Below are 16,094 nucleotides of genomic sequence, written 5' to 3'. Positions count from 1 at the left end.
CGTCGCGGTTTCGAACGTCATGGCTGCGGGAGACTCGGTTGACCGAACTCGGTGTCGTTCGCGCCCTCGCCCCGCTGCGCCGCTGGCATCCGTGGCTCGTTCCGGGACTGGTGGGGCTCGGCCTCCTGGCCGCTCTCTCCGAGGGCGTGGGCCTCTCGCTCTTCATGCCGTTCCTCTACAGCCTGGGGGACGGCACCTTCGCGCCCCCCGCCGACGGCTTCCTCGGCCAGGCGCTGCAGCACCTCTTCGAGAGCTTCCCGGCTTCCCATCGTCTCCTCGCCGTGGGCCTCGGCATCCTGGGCCTCGTGTTGTTGAAGAACCTTCTCGTCTATGGTACCGAGATGCTGCAGAGCTGGACGCGCACCCTCCTGGTGCACTCGCTGCGCGCGCGCCTGGCCGATGTCCTCCTCGACGCCCGGCTCGACCGCATCGAGAGCACCGATTCTGGGAAGCTGCTGAACGCGCTGCAGAATCAAACCCAGGAGACCGGCGTCGCCTTCGCCACCTATGGCGAGCTGCTGGTCCGCGTCTGCGCGGCCATCGTCTTCGCGGCCTTCCTCTTCCTCGTCTCCTGGAAGCTGACCCTCGGCGTGGGTTGCGCGCTGCTCGCGATCTCGCTCCTCGTCCGGCAAGCATGGCGTCGCGTCGAGGCCGGATCGCAGCGTTACGTCCGCGCTTTGGACGAGCTTTCCCAGCGCAGCTTGGAGCTGCTGTCCGGGATGCGCACGATCCGGGTCTTCGCCCGCGAGGAGTACGAGCGCCAGCGCTTCAGCCGTGCCTCGCACCGGGCGAGCCAGATCTGGTTCCGCCTCGACCAGCTGTCGGGACTGGTGCGACCGGCCTCGGAAGTGCTCGTCATCGTCGTCCTCGTGGCGGTGCTCTTCGGGTCGCTGCGTGATGTTTCCAACCTGCCGACCATTCTCACCTTCGGCTTCATCGTCTACCGGCTGCGGCCGCACGTGCAGGGCATCGACGTGGCGCGGGCGCAGCTCCTGGCGGCAAAGGCCCCGGTCGAGTCGGTGATGGCGCTGCTCCGCGCGCACGCGGCGCCGGCGTCGCAGGTGGGAGCGCAGCCCTTCACGGCCTTGGACCACGAGATCCGCTTCGAGCAGGTGGATTTCCGCCCTGCCGGCGCGGAGCGCGACATTCTTCGCGGTGTGGCGCTGCGGATTCCGGCGCGCCGCACCACTGCCGTCATCGGACCGAGCGGCGCGGGCAAGTCCACCCTCATCCATCTCTTGCTCCGGCTCTACGACCCCACCCGGGGCGCCATCCTGGTGGACGGTGTCCCCCTCGCCGACCTGGAGCTCGCCGCCTGGCGCCGCCGCGTCGCTGCGGTGACGCAGGACGCCATCCTCTTCAACGCCAGCGTGCGAGAGAACATCGCCTACGGCCGCGCCAATGCCACGTTCGAGGACGTGGTGCGCGCCGCCCGCTTGGCCGGGGCCGACGCGTTCATCCGTGCCTTGCCGAACGGCTACGACACCCTCGTGGGCGATCAGGGGTTCCGCCTCTCGGGAGGCCAGAAACAACGACTCGCCCTCGGACGCGCCCTCATCCGCGATCCGGAGATCCTCATTCTCGACGAAGCGACGAACGCCCTCGACGCCGAAACGGAAACCCTCGTGCAGGATGCGGTGGCGTCGCTGGGAGAGGAGCTGACGCTCATTGTGGTCTCCCACCGACTCTCCGCCGTGGCCCGCGCCGACCACTTCGTGCTCCTCGAGGAGGGAAGAGTCACGGCACAAGGCCCGCGCGCCGAGATCCCTTTGCTCATGGAAACCGTGCACCGCCTCTACGGGGAGGGTTTCGTGTCTGGCTGGGAACGTGGCGGCGACTCGCGCCTGGCGGCGGCAGGTGACGCATGAGGCGCGCACCGACGGTATCCGCCGTGATCTGTTTCCTCGACGCCGAGCGCTTTCTGCGCGAGGCGATTCGAAGCGTCTGGGCGCAGACCTTCACCGACTGGGAGTTGCTCCTGGTCGACGACGGCTCGCGGGACGGCGGGCACGAGATCGCCCAGGAGATGCTGTCGCAACGCCCTGAGCAGATGCGTCTCCTCGAGCACCCGGGGCGCGAGAACCGCGGCATCAGCGCCTCACGCAATCTGGCGCTCCGGGAGGCGCGCGGCCGCTACGTGGCCTTCCTGGACGCCGACGACGTCTGGCTGCCCGAGAAGCTCGAGCGCCAGGTCGCTCTCCTCGACGCGCATCCCGAGATCGGGATGACCTACGGCCGCACGCAGCGCTGGTACGGGTGGACGGGCAAGCCCGGCGACGCCAAGCGGGACCTGTGGTATCCGAACTATGTCCCGGATGGAACGATCGTGGCGGCTCCGGATCTCCTCACCCTCTACCTGCAGAGCGGCGGCGCGGCAGTGCCCGGCATCTGCAGTTTGCTCGCGCGTCGCGAGGCCGTGATGGCGGTCGGCGGCTTCGACGACCACTTCCGCGGCATCTTCGAAGATCAGGTCTTCTACGCGCGGATGTGCCTGCAGCATGCGGTGCTGGTGACCGACGACGAGACGACGCGCTATCGCCAGCACGAGACCTCGTGCTGCGCTGGCGCGCAGCAGAGGGGCGACTACGATCCGTTCCTCCCCAACGCCGGCCGGCGCCGCTATCTGCACTGGTTGCGTGATCTCGTCCAGGAGCGGCGCTGCGAGGACGCAGTGCTCTGGAAAGCGCTGCGCCGCGAGCTGCGGCCATACGGGCACCCGCTGCTTTCCTGGCCTTGGTTCCATTTCCCACGCTGGCGGGCACAGTCGAAGGAGGCGCTGAAGGAGCTGGCGCGCAGAGCGCTGCCCGCTCCGCTTCTGCGCTGGGTCAAGGCGCGACTGCGCCGGCGCGCCTACGTGCCGCCGGCAGGTTGGGTGCGCTTCGGCGATTTACGGCGCCGCGAGCCGATGAGCCGCACCTTTGGCTACGACCGCGGCCTGCCGGTGGACCGCCTCTATATCGAGCGCTTCCTCGCTGCCCATGCTGCGGATGTCCGTGGCCGCGCCCTCGAGGTGGGCGACGACACCTACACGCGCCGCTTCGGGCGTGAGCGCGTGCAGCGCCGCGATGTGCTGCATCCGAGCGCCGGTGCGTCGGGCGCCACCGTCATCGCCGATCTCGCCCGTGCAGAGCACCTCCCCGCCGACACCTTCGACTGCATCGTCCTCACCCAAACGCTCCAGTTCATCTACGACCTGCCGGCTGCGGTGAGGACCTTGCACCGCATCCTCAAGCCTGGTGGTGTCGTCCTCGCCACCGTGCCGGGCTTGACCCCACTGGGCGACTACGAGTGGACCTGGTGCTGGAGCTTCACGCCGCACTCGGCGCGGCGTCTGTTCACCTCGGTGTTCGCGGCGGGCGCGGTCGAAGTCGAGGCGTTTGGCAACGTGCTGACCGCCACGGCTTTCCTCCACGGCATCGCCGCGGAGGAGCTGCGCCCGGAAGAGCTCGAGCACCACGACCCGAGCTATCCGCTGCTGATCACGGTGCGCGCGGTGAAAGAAGCGGAAGAGGGGGTCGCGGGAAGCGATGCCGGTGGGGTGGCGGCGTGATCGGTCAGCGCGGTACCAAGCTCCGCCGCCTGGCGCGCCGTGCCGTGCAGCGCCTCGCGCCCGGCTCGATGATCCTGCTCTATCACCGCATCGCCGAAGCTCGAGCCGACCCTTGGTCCCTCTGCGTCCGCCCGCATCACTTCGCCGAGCACCTCGAGGTGCTGTGCGGCCGCATCGCGCCATTGACGGAGATCTGCGAAAACGCGTCGAGCGCGCGTACGGGTGGACGATTCGCCCTCACCTTCGACGACGGGTACGCCGACACGCTCCACACGGCGCTGCCGCTCCTCGAGCGACACGAGGCGCCGGCCACCGTGTTCGTGGCGACCGGTGGTGTGGACGACGGGCGACCCTTCTGGTGGGACGAGCTCGTAGCGCTCACCGAGGCACAGGAACCTTCCGTACAGCGAGAGCTCCAGGCTCTCCTCGGCGATCTCGACCGGGTGAGCCGCCAGGAGCATCTCGTGGCGCTACGCGTTGAGGCGGGGGTCGAGGTGTCTGCTTCGACGCCGGCGCGCGCCTTGAACCGCGCGGAGATCGTCCGGCTCGCCACCGGCGGGCTGGTGGAAATCGGCGCGCACACCGTGTCGCACCCGAAGCTCCCGGCGCTGGCGCCGGCTGCTCAGGAGCGCGAGATCCGCGACAGCCGGGACTTCTTGGCTGCCATCATCGGGCGCCCGATCACGAGCTTCGCCTACCCGCATGGCCGCCACGATGCGACGACACGCAGAATCGTGCACGAGGCCGGCTTCCGCCGCGCCTGCACCAGTCACGGCGGCACCGTGCGGCGCTGCACCGATCCACTCCGCCTGCCCCGCCTCGAGGTCCCGGACTGCGACGGCGACACCTTCGCCCGCATCCTCCGGCGCCTGGGCTTCTGAGAACCGCTGCATTATCGGCAAGACGGTGACCTCAAGGCGCGAGATCTGGTGACGCACCACCGGGAGGCGTTGTCATTTCTTCCGGTGCTTGGCCTTGATCTCGCTCTAGGACGATCTCTCGACGGCAACGGGAGGCGCGAACTTCTGGATGCGGTGGTTCTCGGTATCAGCGACGGATGGCGCCGAAGATGTCCACGGCGATTCCGGAAGGCGTCCGCGTTCGAATCGACCGCGATGCCTCGGGGGCGAGCGAGCTGGCCATCCCTGCTGCCCCAGGCGAGAACGAAGAGCCTGCGAGCGCGTGATGAACGGCAAGGCTCGGTTCCGCGTCGTACTCACGACCGGACACTGAGGCCCGCGCTCGGGATCACGCCACATGCCTGCCGCGTCACACGACTTATGGCTGCAGGATATTTTCCGTTTTGCCCACGATGGAGATCCGGACCGACTGGACCGTGGGAAACTGCCGGAGAGACGCGTCGATTTGAGCTCGGATTGCCGACATCCGGCACGAGTCACCGGCGCGCTCCATCTCCTCGCTGAAGTCGACGGTCGCGACGCCGTTTTTGATGATCAGGCCTCGGACACGCACCCCCGCGTCGATACTCGTGAAATAGCCTTGTGCTTTTTCCTCGGGCGTGGGACCCGCGAGGAGCGCTTCGAGGGCCGCACGCGCCGGCCCCTGCGTCCGCGGGACCGTCCGGACGACCGGGAAGATCGCTTCGCAGTCGCCCTTCGCATCCACGGCCATGCCGTGGTTCCCAAAATACGCCTGGACCAAGCTTACTCCCGCCGAAGATTCTCCCGGTTCCGTCGTGCCGAATCGAACCGGCATGAGAAACTCGTCGGCCTGCTCCGAGAGCCCGGATGGATTGTTCTTCTCCAGAACCAACGTTCCCGAAGTTCCCGGGGCTGGCGCACTGAACTCGAGCACGGCCTCGAACGGAACGAAGTTCTCCGTCATCCACTCGCCGCGAGCTTCTGCCGGTGCGATCGCGATTTCTTGGCCGTCCTGATTCAGCAACCGCACTGGGAAGTTGGCCTCGAAGAACCAGGTGCCACGTGCTTCGCCGCTCACGCGCAGTGGGCTCGTGACGGTGTTGCCCGTCCGAGGTGTCGTGACGCGGAGGAGACTCGTCTTCCCGGTCGCGATCTTCGACCTGGACATCTGGTCCTGGGCCCAATGGCGCCAATGGTTCGTTTCACCACGTAGCGTGATGTCCTCGAGCATCCCCATGAGCCGATCATTCTTCCGGTCGGTACGCAGCGTCAGCCTGGCGATGGCCTGGATGGTCCGGATGTGCTCGGGCGAAACCTCCAGGGCCGCGTTGTAGGCATCGAACGCTCGCTCATTCAGTCCCGCTTTTTCGAGCGTCAAACCGAGGTTCAACCTCGGGTCCGGGTTTCCGGGCATGAGCTTGCGTGCCAACTCGAACTCGTTGGCGGCCTCGTAGAGCCTAGACTGCCGTAAATACAGCACTCCCAAGTCGTTGTGTGCGGGTCCGTGATAGAGGTCGGCCTTCAGGGCCGCATTCAGGAGTTCCTCTGCCTTTGCCGAGTCGCTTTCGATGACGTCCAGAGCCTCGAGGGTCAGCTCGTGGGCCTTTCCGGGATCGTGGCTTGCGTCGTCGTCGTGAGTCGGGGAGATCCTCGCCGAAGACGACGTACAGGAGGAGATGCAGGGAAGCAAGATGAAGGCGGCGACAACGTACTTCACCGGGACCGAACGAAGAGTATGTCCAGCGAAACGCAGGTTGCCGGAATGAGAGCAAAGGCCACGATCACGCCGAGGCGCAGCGCTAGAGTTGACCGCCCCTCTTCGCATATTCGGGCCCTCCTGGCAGCCCTCCCAAACGCTATTCGCCTGGCTCATCTGATCAGGGCCGGCTCGACCTCGGGCCAGCCGGGATCGAGGTCGGCTCTATGCAATTCGACGTCGCTCAGGAACTTCAGATGTTGGAAGTCCGCGCCACGGAGGATGCTGGCGCGGATGAAGACATAGAAGCGCGAGTGCGAGGTCAGCTTGGACTCGGAGCGGAACAGCCGTCCGAGCAGAGGCAGCCTTCCAAGGAAAGGCACCTGCGAGGTCTGCTCCGTCTCGCTCGTCGTCTCCAGACCGCCGAGTGCGACGGTGTAACCGTCGGGGATCGTGGCGACGCTCTGCAGGTTGTTCTGCTGGCGCGGCGGGGGCAGGGAAGGGTCGCTCGCTGTGCCCACGAACGTGCTCAGGACGATGGAATACTCCAGGACAAGGTGATCGGCCTCGGCAATCTGAGGCCGGACCTGGATCGTGGTGCCGGCGTCTTGAGTGCCACCGAAGGTGGTCGTAGCGACAACGGTGGTGGAGTTGGTGCTGAGGAAGGGAGTCTGCAGCACCGAGGCGAGGTTCGCCATTTGGTTGGAGTTCACCAGGACCTTGGGGATGTTGAGTGCGCGCCCTTTGTTGAGGATCTGCAGGGCGTTCACCAGCACGCTGAAGTCGCCTGGATTGAGCACGACGCCCGTGAAGCCGGACACGGTCGGGAGCACCAGGTCGGCGATCGGGTTGGGCGCACCCAGGCCGAAGAGAGAGGAGAGGATCACGATGGCGCTTTTGTCCCTGATGCCACGAATCTCGACCCCCAAGTCAAAGGCGTCGCTGTCGCTCAAGTTGAGGATCAGGACCTCGATCATGACTTGCGACGCCATCACGTCGAGCGTCTTGATGAGCCCCTCGACCTTGTCGATGAGGCTCGCATCGCCGGTGGCGAACAGAGTGTTGGTAGCTACGTCGGCGCTCAGCACCAGCCTGCCGTGATCCGCACGCAAAGCAGTCGCTGGGAACGGGGTCGCGGCGGGCGTCGTAGCATTCTGGTTCGTCTCCCCGCTCGTCGCTGGCTCCGCCAGATTCAAGACGCCGGTGCCGATCAAGCGGTTCAGGACCTCGGCGAGTTCCAAGGCGCTACGGTTGCGGATCGAGAACACGCGAACGTTCAGGCTCTCGACGCTGGGTGGACTCTGGGTCGCTGTGGAAGCCTCGGGGCCCTGAGCTGCGACGAACGACGCCAGAAAGACAAGCACGGTCGCCGCCCTCGCGCAAAGAACGACAGCGGGGCCTACAGCACGGAGTAGTGGAATCGCGAGTATCCATGCTTGAGGTGCTCGCGGTGGGGGCGGAGGTTCTCCGAGATACGTGCCAGTCGCGCAGCAAGGCAGCGAGCCTAACCGCTGCCGCGCATGCTCCACCCTCTGCAAGAGAGCATGTTTGCTCATAACCCTCGACGACGGCTGTTTGCCGTTGGCGCAGAGATGGTTCGCGATACCTGCACCAGATAAGACCAAGAAAACTCGTCTCCTCCCGAGTCGATTCTTCCAGTCTTGAACAGCCGGGCCCGTTACCACGGGCCCGGCCTCCCAATTACCTCGAGGAAAGCGCCAGCGCCTGGGTGGAGACGCTGCTGGTATCCATCGTCACGGCGGCCGTTCGTGCTAGGGCTCGACCGGACACCTTGGTCCCTTTACTCAGGGTGATGCTTGCGAGCGCGATAATGTTGCCCTTGAAGTCAACGCCTGCAGCGAGAGTGGCGGAGCTGCCAACCTGCCAGAACACGTTTGCATCTTGAGCGCCGTTGATCAACTTGACCGACGAGTTGATCGCGGGCAGGAGTGTGCTCCCGATCTGGAAGATGAAGACCGCCTTGGGGTCGCCTAGAGCATCGAGAGTGAGGACTCCGTTCAAGGGAGCCGACGCCGCGAAACAGTAGACGCCAGGCTTGAGCGTGTGCCCACCTAGATCTTGACCCGTCAAGGTCGTGGTGCACACCGCGCCCGCACAGGCGTTGTAGGCCTTGGTGACATCGCTTTGAGCCTGGAGCGCGACGGGGTCACCCGCGTGGCGCGTTCCCGTCATGGTCCCCGGAGGAAAGCCGGTGACTGCGGTACCCGGGCTGACACCCAGATCCCCGGTGATCGTGCTTAGGCCGGTACTGGTCACCGTCGAGGCACCCAGGACCGCAAAACTCTGCGCCGAGCCGAGTGAGGGCACAAATGCCACCGGCGGCGGCACTGGCGGCGTCACCGGCTGCGTGCCGATTGATCCGACAGAGACGCTGCTGTTATCCATCGTCACGGCGGCAGTTCGTGCCAGGGCTCGACCGGATACCTTGGTTCCGTTACTCAGGGTGATGCTTGCGAGCGCGATAATGTTGCCCTTGAAGTCAACGCCTGCAGCGAGAGTGGCGGAGCTGCCAACCTGCCAGAACACGTTTGCATCTTGAGCACCGTTGATCAACTTGACCGACGAGTTGATCGCCGCCAGGAGCGTACTCCCGATCTGGAAGATGAAGACCCCATTGGTGTCCCCCAGTGCATCGAGAGTGAGGACTCCGTTCAAGGGAGCCGACGCCGCGAAACAGTAGACGCCAGGCTTGAGCGTGTGCCCACCCAGATCTTGACCCGTCAAGGTCGTGGTGCACACAGCGCCCGCACAGGCGTTGTAGGCCGTGGTGACATCGCTTTGAGCCTGGAGCGCGACCGCATCACCCGCGTGGCGCGTTCCTGTCATGGTCCCCGGAGGAAAGCCGGTGACTGCGGTACCCGGGCTGACACCCAGATCCCCGGTGATCGTGCTTAGGCCGGTACTGGTCACCGTCGAGGCACCCAGGACCGCAAAACTCTGCGCCGAGCCGAGTGACGGCCTTTGGGCAAGAGCTGGCGACGATCCGAGTAGGAGAGCGGCAAATCCGAGACTTGCCAGGATCATCAAACAAGACTTGAAGTTCACTTGAGTTCCTTTGCGGAAGAGCCAGCGTTGGCCAGTTGCGTTAACTGGCTGCAGCCGGACGGTTGATGAAGTTGAGAGGATGTTTGGAAGAGGAGAGGATGTTTGTAAGAGACGACCATCTGCGGAAATAATCGACTCCCCATTTTTACGCATCACAGCGTCTGAGATGTTATGGGGAACTCGCACGGTCATCTCCTTTTGTACGGTTGGATACTGGGCCTGTGACGAGTCTATTGATATGGGACAATAGTCTCATGGGCCGGCTTCCACGCTCTGTCCCGAAAACCCGCCTCGGGCGCAGACCATCGAGCCGTTCTGCATCTGCATGAAACGGCAGCGTCGGTCAAACGCGCGTAGCGCCTCCGTAGTCCGTCCTCGTTCTCGTGGCGCGTGCAAATTGAGGGATTGAACCCTAATCGCCCGGAGCATGGATCATGTTTTTGACTGTACTGTTTGTGTTGGCGTCGCCGGTTCGCCGGCCCATAAGACCGATGTCGACGGGCGACGCCAATTTCGCGGCCCCATCAACATATCTACCGATAAATCACCTTGATCATGCCCCACGTAGTCTTTTCTAATGGCACTCCTGTGGCGTCGCCAACAAAGTTGGCATCCATCGTCACGGCGCCTGTGCGCGCCAGAGCTTTGCCATCCAGGCGCACACCGGTCGTCAGCGTGATGCTCGCAAGCGCGACAATGTTGCCTCCGAAAACAGTGCCGGTGCCGAGGGTTGCACTGCTGCCCACCTGCCAATACACGTTCGTGCTTTGCGCTCCACCAGTCAGGTTGAGAGCTGCGTCCGTTGCGGTCGTGAGCGTACTCCCGATTTGGAATACGAAAACCGCATTGGAATTGCCCTGAGCGTCGAGCGTGAGTGTTCCCGTCACCGGAGCCGACGAATTGAAACAATAGACGCCCGGTGCAAGCGTCTGGCCACCGAGATCCTGGCCGGTCAGGTTGGTGCCGCAGGCCATGCCTGCGAGCGAATTGTAAGCGCCTGTGAGATCACTTTGAGCTTGAGCCGCGACGTCCTCGCCGGCGTGAACCGTGCCTCCAGTCGGCTGCCCCGCAGGAAGGCCGGTGATCGCGGTTCCCGGGCTTACTCCCACACTCCCGATGATGGTGGTCGCCCCGGCATTGGTGACCGTCGAGCCCGCCAGGACGGCGAAACTCCCTGCAGAACCCAACGACTGAGCCAATCCGAGGGAGGGAAGGACGAACAGCGCCACAAGTCCGACGCCGACGATGATTCTGTATCTAGAATTCATGGTTTACCTCCACAATTGCGCAGCCACTTGTGACAGTGATGCTCCGCAGCGCGCTGTCGTTTCTCGCGATGTGTGACAGTACTAGAAACTCTCTTCGAGTGAAGCTCGACCTAGGTCGTACGACGTATGGCCAATATCAGATACGCGGTGCGACATCACGATCCGCGCTGCCGCTGAAGGTCTCGACCCCAACATGGCGCCGGTTCAGGATGTCATGACGCGCGAGGTCGGGTCTTGCTTCGAGGATGACGACGTCAAAGTGGCCGCGAAGCGCATGTGCAGGCGCCGGATGCGGGCCGAGAATCCTACTTCGCCTCGCGCTTGCCGATCGCACGGCCGATGGCGTCTAGCAGAGTCTTGTCGTTGAAGGGTTTGTGGAGAACTTCAGGCCCGGTGGTGCGACGGGTCAAGTCCACTCCGTTCGTCGCCGTGATGCAGACCACGGGAATCGGGTGTCCCATCTCTGCGAGCCGATCGCGCAGTTCCGTGCCCGTGATTCCTGGCATGTCACTATCCAAGACCAGGCAGTCCGGATCGCGGCCATCGAGCCTGAGAAGGAACTCCTCACTCGAAGCGTAGGTTTCCACTCCCATTTGGGCGGTTCGCAGCAAACGCGTCAGCGCCCTGCGTATGGACGTGTCGCCATCGATCACCACGATGATAGGTCGATCACTCATACTGGAAGGATGGACCCATAGCAAGGGGCTTGATATAGGACCTTAGTCCCGCGTCTGCCTTCACTACACCCGGCTAGGACTAGAGTCCCATTTCAAAAGCCACATTCCAGGGCCATCGTCCGACTCAGGATGGATCCCGTCGGTCCGGCGGCTGACAGGAGACGAGACTCGCCAAGCGGCCGGAGGAGGGCTGGTGGTGCGGTCGGCGCCGGACTTCTGACGGATGCGGTTCAACCGATCGTGCTCAAAAGAGGCCGGTCGCCGTGACCTGGTCAGGGAGCAATGGCGGTGGGCAGGATCTCCGTCTCACGGCACGCGAATCCCTGCCTTCTCGCACAGCCGCACCAGGTCGGCGACGGACTGCACCTCCAGCTTGTGCATCACCCGGCCACGATGCACCTTGACGGTCTTCTCCGAGGTGCCGAGCGTCGCGGCGATTTGCTTGTTGGGCCGGCCCGTGATCACCTGGAGCATGACCTCGTGCTCGCGTGGCGTGAGCCTCGCGAGTAGGCGTTTGACGTCGGCCGAGTTGGCTCGCTGCTTCGACTGCAGCTGGGCCGTCTCGAGCGCCCGCGCGATTGCTTCGAGCAGATCCTTCGCGTCGAAGGGCTTGGAAAGGAAATCAACGGCGCCACCCTTCATGGCACGAACGCTCATCGGAATGTCGCCATGGCCGGTGATGAAGATGATCGGCAGGGGGCGGTCCGTTTCCGTGAGCGCTCGCTGCAGCTCCAGCCCGTTCAGTTCGGGCATCTGCACGTCGAGCACCAGGCAACCGGCTCCGACGTCGGGATCGTGCTGCAGGAAATCACGAGCAGAAGCGAACGCTTCCACGCGATACCCGGCCGCCTTGAGGAGACGGCCGAGGCTCTTGCGCACCGAGGGCTCGTCATCGACGACGAATACGGTCGACTCTGCCGCACTCATACTCTCACCTTTTCCACGGCGGGGAGCATGCACCAAAAGGTCGTCACGCGGCCAGAGTTGTTCGTGAACCCGATGCGGCCACCATGTAGCCTGGATGAGCGACCGGCAGATGGCCAGGCCAAGCCCCATGCGGGGCGCACGTCCAGGACAAGACGAGGAAGCAAATCGATGCCGCTTTGTCGGCCGGGATGCTTCCGCCACGCGTCGTGCCGGGCGTGCTCAGGCGTCGACGAGGACCTCGAAACCGCCGTAGAGCATGCGCTTCGGCTGCACGTAGGGCATCGCCTGCGTCGCCATTTTGATCAGGCGCGGATCCTTCATCACCTTGGCGTTGACGCGATCCCGGTGCGTCCGCGACTTGAACACCACCCAAGAGAAAACCACCGTCTCGCCGGGCCTGACCTTGACCTGGCGGGGGAACGAGGCCATGCCCTTCACGTTCAGGTCCTCGCCGATGCATTCCCTGTACTCGAGGGCACCGTGTTCGCGCCAGATCTTGCCGGCCTTCTGCGCCAGCCGGCGGTAGGCTTGGACCTTCTTCTTCGGCACCGGCAGGACATAACCGTCGACGTACTGAGCCACGGGAAACCTCCTCAAGTATCGCGGCGGACGTAGATCTCCCGCGCCACGTCGCGGTCGAGGGCGAGGCTCGTGCCGTCGACGTCGATGACCACGGAAGGTTGCGTCTGCCGCAGCCTGATGCTCGTGCCCGGGACGACGCCGAAGAGGCCGAGGCGCTCGTAGCGCTTCTGCGAGTCCGGCGTCATGAAGACGATGTGGCCGCTGCGGCCGCGCTCCAGCTCCGGCAGCGGTACCACCAGCGGTTTGAACTGGCGCTGGTCGCGCTCGCGGCAGCAATCCCCCGGCGGGATCGGCAGGCCCTCGGGACAGCGCGGCGGGTGCCCGAGGAGCGCGCAGACCGCGTTCGCCGCCACCGGATGCAGCACGTGCTCCATGAGGCAGGCGGTGCGCTCGGCCTCCAGGGCCGGCAGGGCGAGAACGTCGCAGAGGAGCCGCTTGGCCAACCGGTGGCCGCGGATAATGAGTCGAGCGCGCGCTTCGCCGCTCTCGGTGAGACGGACGCGGTCGCCTTCCAGGCGCAGGAACCCTTCGCGCTGCAGTTGTTGCACCAGAGCCGCGGTGTCCTCGCCGCCGTCCTCCGGCGTCACGGCGCCGAGCAACCCCGAGAGCGTCTCGTCCCCCACTTCGCGTCGCGACCACACCTGCTCGAGGATCTCGTCGGTGGGTTGCGCTTGGAACTCAGGATGCATGGCTCTCCTGTCGGCGCCGGCGGAAGAGCCGGGCGAAGAAATCCAGGGTGGCGGACCGGGGCTGCACGGTGGTGTAGCCGCAGCGATCGCAGCAGAGCATGGCGCAGCCAGAGTGCATGGGGCAGGAGTTGCAGCCGCCGACGCTGTCGTGCAGGTCGCCGCCGCAGAGCGGGCAACGGACGGTGCTGGGTTCGGGTTGCATCAGAAGTGCACCCCCAGGGCGCGCAGGCTCAGGTTGAGCGCGCCTCCCACCACGAAAGCGAAGGGCACGATGAAGGCCACCATGACGAGCGCCGTGCGGACGCCGCGTTCCTTCAGCATGATGAGGAAGTTGGCGACGCAGGGGACGAAGAGCGTGATCGTCACCATGGAGACCACGAGCTGCACGCTGTCCATCTGCCCGTCGCGGGCCATGTCGTAGAGGCCGGCGGCGCCGTAGTCCCGCCGCAGGAAGCCGATGAGGAAGGCCTCGGCAGCGCGTTCGGGGAGTCCCAGGATGCCAACGACGAGAGGCGCCGAGAGCCGCTCGATGACTTGGAGAGCGTGCATCGCCTGGAGGACGAAGAGCAGCAGCGTTCCGAACAGGAAGAGCGGCACCGCCTCGCGCAGATACCACTCGATGCGCGCCATGGTCTTCACCCCGAGGTTGGAGAGCTGAGGCCGGCGGATTGGCGGCAGCTCCAGGACGAAATCGGAAGCGCGCCCGGGCACGACGCGGGCGGCGGTCCAGCCGACCAGGAAGAGGACGAGCAGCGTGCACCCGGCCCATACCAGCGTCGCCGCGAGGGAGAGCGAGCGCATCATCCCCAGGATGACGCCGAGCTGGGCGGAGCAGGGCACCGCGAGCGCCAGGAGCAGAGTGACCAGGATGCGCTCCTTGCGCGTCTCCAGGATGCGCGTCGTCAGCGTCGCCATGGTGTCGCAGCCGAGTCCGAGGACCATGGGCAGCACCGCTTTGCCGTTCAGTCCCATCGAACGGAACAGGCGATTCACCATCACCGCGAGCCGCGGCAAATACCCCGAATCCTCCAGGATCCCGAAGGCCAGGAAGAAGGTGCTGACGATGGGCAGGATGAGGGCGATGGAATAGGAGAGGGCCATGGTGATCTGCCCGTAGGGCCCGACGAGGAGATCGTGGAAGAAGCGGAGCACCTCTTGACCGGAGCCGAGGACACCGTGGGTGTACTGCGGCAGGAGTACGCCTTGCGCCAGGGCGTGGGTGTGCGGGAAGGGAAAGACGAAGTCGGCGGCCCGCATCGCCCAAGGCGAGAGCACGTTGCCGAAGAGCTTCGTCTCCAGGAGATCCACCAGTGTACCGGCACCGAAGACGCCGACGAATTGGTACATGCCCCACAGCACCACGAGGAGCACGGGGATGCCCCAAACGGGATGCATGCTCCAGCTGCCGAGCGTGTCGAGGAGCGAGCCGACGCGCCGGCTCGGGCGCCGTTCCACCTGGCGCAGCACGGCGTCGATCGCCAGCAGGCGGTGGCGGTGGATCACGGTGCTCAAGGGCTCGCGCAACAGCGCCTGCGTCCTGGTGCGGATGCCGTCCAGGACTTGCAGGTCGGCGGCACTCGTGTGTGATTCCAGCCAGGGGAGGAGCGTGGTGTCGCCGGCGAGCAGCGTGAGGGCGAGGCCGCGCCGCTGCAAATGCGTCTGTGGCAGGTGCCCTTCCATCTCCTGGATCGCGGCCTCGATGCTTTCGGGATAACGCACCTGGAAGGTGGAGCGGCGCTGTTCGAGGAGAGCGTCGCGCAGCTCGTCGAGTCCCTTGCGGCGCACCGCCACCGTGGCCAGGACGCGGACGCCGAGCAACGCCTCGAGTCCGGCGCGATCGAGGTGCAAACCTTGATCGCCGGCCTCGTCCATCATGTTCAGGTCGAGGGCGAAGGGCAGGCCGAGCTCGGCGATCTGCACGCTCAGGATGAGGGCGCGGCGCAGGTTCTTGGCGTCCGCCACCTGCACCAGCGCGCCAGGCTCTTGGCGCAGGAGAATGTCGCGGGTGACTTCCTCGTCCTCCGAGGTCGGCACCAGGCTGTTGACGCCGGGGGTGTCGAGGACCTCGAGCTGGTGCCCGTCGAGACGCATGGAACCGCGCGTCACCGTCACCGTCGTCCCGGGATAATTGGACACCGTGACGTAGCGCCGGGTGAGGGCGCCGAAGAGCACGCTTTTCCCCACGTTGGGGTTCCCCACCAGGACGACCCGGGGGTGGAAGGCGAGCGACGACTGTTTCTCGACCGCTGTGCTCACGAATGCTCCGCCTGGCAGTCTTTGCAGAGGCCGAAGATCTGGTGCACGTGTCCGTGGGCACGGAAGCCGTGCTGCTCGCAGATCTCTTCCTGCAGCGCCTCGATCTGCTCGCTCACGAATTCGATCACCTGGCCGCAGCGCTCGCACACCATGTGATCGTGATGGGCCCGGTTGAAGTTGCTCTCGAAGCGGGCGTGTCCTTCTTGGAAGTGATGGCGCTTGACGAGCCCGGCTTCCGCCAGATGGTCCAGAGTGCGGTAGAGAGTGGCGCGGCTCACCGGACGGTTGGAGCGCCGCAGCGCCTCCAGGAGCTCTTCGGCGTCGAAATGACCGGATTGCGTCATGGCGCCGTGCAGCACTGTGAGGCGTTCCGGCGTTATGCGCAGGTTGCGCGATTTCAGGTGTTCGCGCAGTCGTTCCTCGGGGCTGCGCTCCGCGCCGCTGTTGTCGTCGCCGTGCGCTATGGGAGTCAAGCCGCCACCTCTGCGATTGAGACTCAGTC

Annotated in this window: 14 protein-coding genes; 3 read left to right on the top strand and 11 right to left on the bottom strand. The window is 65.2% G+C overall.

The features are described from left to right. Positions 1-38: 38 nt before the first annotated feature. From VFE28_12275 to VFE28_12265, 3 genes are read left to right on the top strand one after another with little or no spacing between them, the layout of a single operon-like run. The gene (locus VFE28_12275; protein HZM16769.1) at positions 39-1,868 is read left to right on the top strand and encodes an ABC transporter ATP-binding protein; all 1,830 of its coding nucleotides are present in this window, start codon (positions 39-41) and stop codon (positions 1,866-1,868) included. Further along, complete coding sequence (locus tag VFE28_12270) at positions 1,865-3,550, top strand: glycosyltransferase (protein HZM16768.1); 1,686 nt, start codon at positions 1,865-1,867, stop codon at positions 3,548-3,550. The genes VFE28_12275 and VFE28_12270 overlap by 4 nt, the downstream gene beginning before the upstream one ends. Beyond that, the gene (locus tag VFE28_12265) at positions 3,547-4,431 is read left to right on the top strand and encodes a polysaccharide deacetylase family protein (protein ID HZM16767.1); all 885 of its coding nucleotides are present in this window, start codon (positions 3,547-3,549) and stop codon (positions 4,429-4,431) included. The genes VFE28_12270 and VFE28_12265 overlap by 4 nt, the downstream gene beginning before the upstream one ends. A gap of 397 nt (positions 4,432-4,828) precedes the next feature. Here VFE28_12265 and VFE28_12260 read toward each other — a convergent pair whose 3' ends face one another. The 11 genes from VFE28_12260 to VFE28_12210 all read right to left on the bottom strand — a co-directional run bounded on the left by VFE28_12260 (position 4,829) and on the right by VFE28_12210 (position 16,065). Continuing rightward, positions 4,829-6,121: a GerMN domain-containing protein gene (locus VFE28_12260; GenBank protein ID HZM16766.1), complete on the bottom strand. Its 1,293-nt coding sequence runs from the start codon at positions 6,119-6,121 to the stop codon at positions 4,829-4,831. Positions 6,122-6,300: 179 nt separating this feature from the next. After that, positions 6,301-7,395: a secretin N-terminal domain-containing protein gene (locus VFE28_12255; GenBank protein ID HZM16765.1), complete on the bottom strand. Its 1,095-nt coding sequence runs from the start codon at positions 7,393-7,395 to the stop codon at positions 6,301-6,303. 433 nt (positions 7,396-7,828) lie between these two features. Continuing rightward, positions 7,829-9,193, bottom strand: a complete 1,365-nt coding sequence (locus VFE28_12250) for an ice-binding family protein (GenBank protein ID HZM16764.1) — start codon at positions 9,191-9,193, stop codon at positions 7,829-7,831. 533 nt (positions 9,194-9,726) lie between these two features. Further along, positions 9,727-10,461, bottom strand: coding sequence for an ice-binding family protein (locus VFE28_12245; GenBank protein ID HZM16763.1), 735 nt, complete (start codon positions 10,459-10,461; stop codon positions 9,727-9,729). A 305-nt stretch (positions 10,462-10,766) separates the two neighbouring features. Beyond that, positions 10,767-11,138, bottom strand: coding sequence for a response regulator (locus tag VFE28_12240; protein HZM16762.1), 372 nt, complete (start codon positions 11,136-11,138; stop codon positions 10,767-10,769). Between the two features lie 306 nt (positions 11,139-11,444). Further along, positions 11,445-12,194 (bottom strand): response regulator transcription factor, encoded by a 750-nt coding sequence (locus VFE28_12235; protein ID HZM16761.1) that lies wholly within the window; start codon positions 12,192-12,194, stop codon positions 11,445-11,447. Between the two features lie 90 nt (positions 12,195-12,284). Next, entirely contained in the window at positions 12,285-12,647 is a 363-nt protein-coding gene (locus VFE28_12230) for a DUF1428 domain-containing protein (protein HZM16760.1), read from the bottom strand. An 11-nt stretch (positions 12,648-12,658) separates the two neighbouring features. After that, positions 12,659-13,336, bottom strand: coding sequence for a metal-dependent transcriptional regulator (locus VFE28_12225; GenBank protein HZM16759.1), 678 nt, complete (start codon positions 13,334-13,336; stop codon positions 12,659-12,661). After that, positions 13,326-13,538: a hypothetical protein gene (locus VFE28_12220; protein ID HZM16758.1), complete on the bottom strand. Its 213-nt coding sequence runs from the start codon at positions 13,536-13,538 to the stop codon at positions 13,326-13,328. The genes VFE28_12225 and VFE28_12220 overlap by 11 nt, the downstream gene beginning before the upstream one ends. Next, positions 13,538-15,592: a ferrous iron transport protein B gene (feoB, locus tag VFE28_12215; GenBank protein ID HZM16757.1), complete on the bottom strand. Its 2,055-nt coding sequence runs from the start codon at positions 15,590-15,592 to the stop codon at positions 13,538-13,540. Before feoB ends, VFE28_12220 begins: the two co-directional genes overlap by 1 nt. After that, a complete protein-coding gene (locus VFE28_12210; protein HZM16756.1) occupies positions 15,589-16,065 on the bottom strand; it encodes a Fur family transcriptional regulator in 477 nt (158 codons plus the stop codon). The genes feoB and VFE28_12210 overlap by 4 nt, the downstream gene beginning before the upstream one ends. Positions 16,066-16,094 lie beyond the last annotated feature (29 nt).

The organism is Candidatus Krumholzibacteriia bacterium (assembly GCA_035649275.1).
Classification (GTDB): domain Bacteria; phylum Krumholzibacteriota; class Krumholzibacteriia.
The sequence above is the reverse complement of the archived record's forward strand: the minus strand, read 5'-3'. Positions and strand labels throughout refer to the sequence as shown.

What these genes read in the sequence shown, in the direction of transcription:
- VFE28_12235 (HZM16761.1), bottom strand. Translation starts at nt 12,194, where the DNA reads ATGGGGCTTGGCCTGGCCATCTGCCGGTCGCTCATCCAGGCTACATGG.
- VFE28_12220 (HZM16758.1), bottom strand. Translation starts at nt 13,538, where the DNA reads ATGCAACCCGAACCCAGCACCGTCCGTTGCCCGCTCTGCGGCGGCGAC.
- VFE28_12245 (HZM16763.1), bottom strand. Translation starts at nt 10,461, where the DNA reads ATGAATTCTAGATACAGAATCATCGTCGGCGTCGGACTTGTGGCGCTG.
- VFE28_12225 (HZM16759.1), bottom strand. Translation starts at nt 13,336, where the DNA reads ATGCATCCTGAGTTCCAAGCGCAACCCACCGACGAGATCCTCGAGCAG.
- VFE28_12270 (HZM16768.1), top strand. Translation starts at nt 1,865, where the DNA reads ATGAGGCGCGCACCGACGGTATCCGCCGTGATCTGTTTCCTCGACGCC.
- VFE28_12240 (HZM16762.1), bottom strand. Translation starts at nt 11,138, where the DNA reads ATGAGTGATCGACCTATCATCGTGGTGATCGATGGCGACACGTCCATA.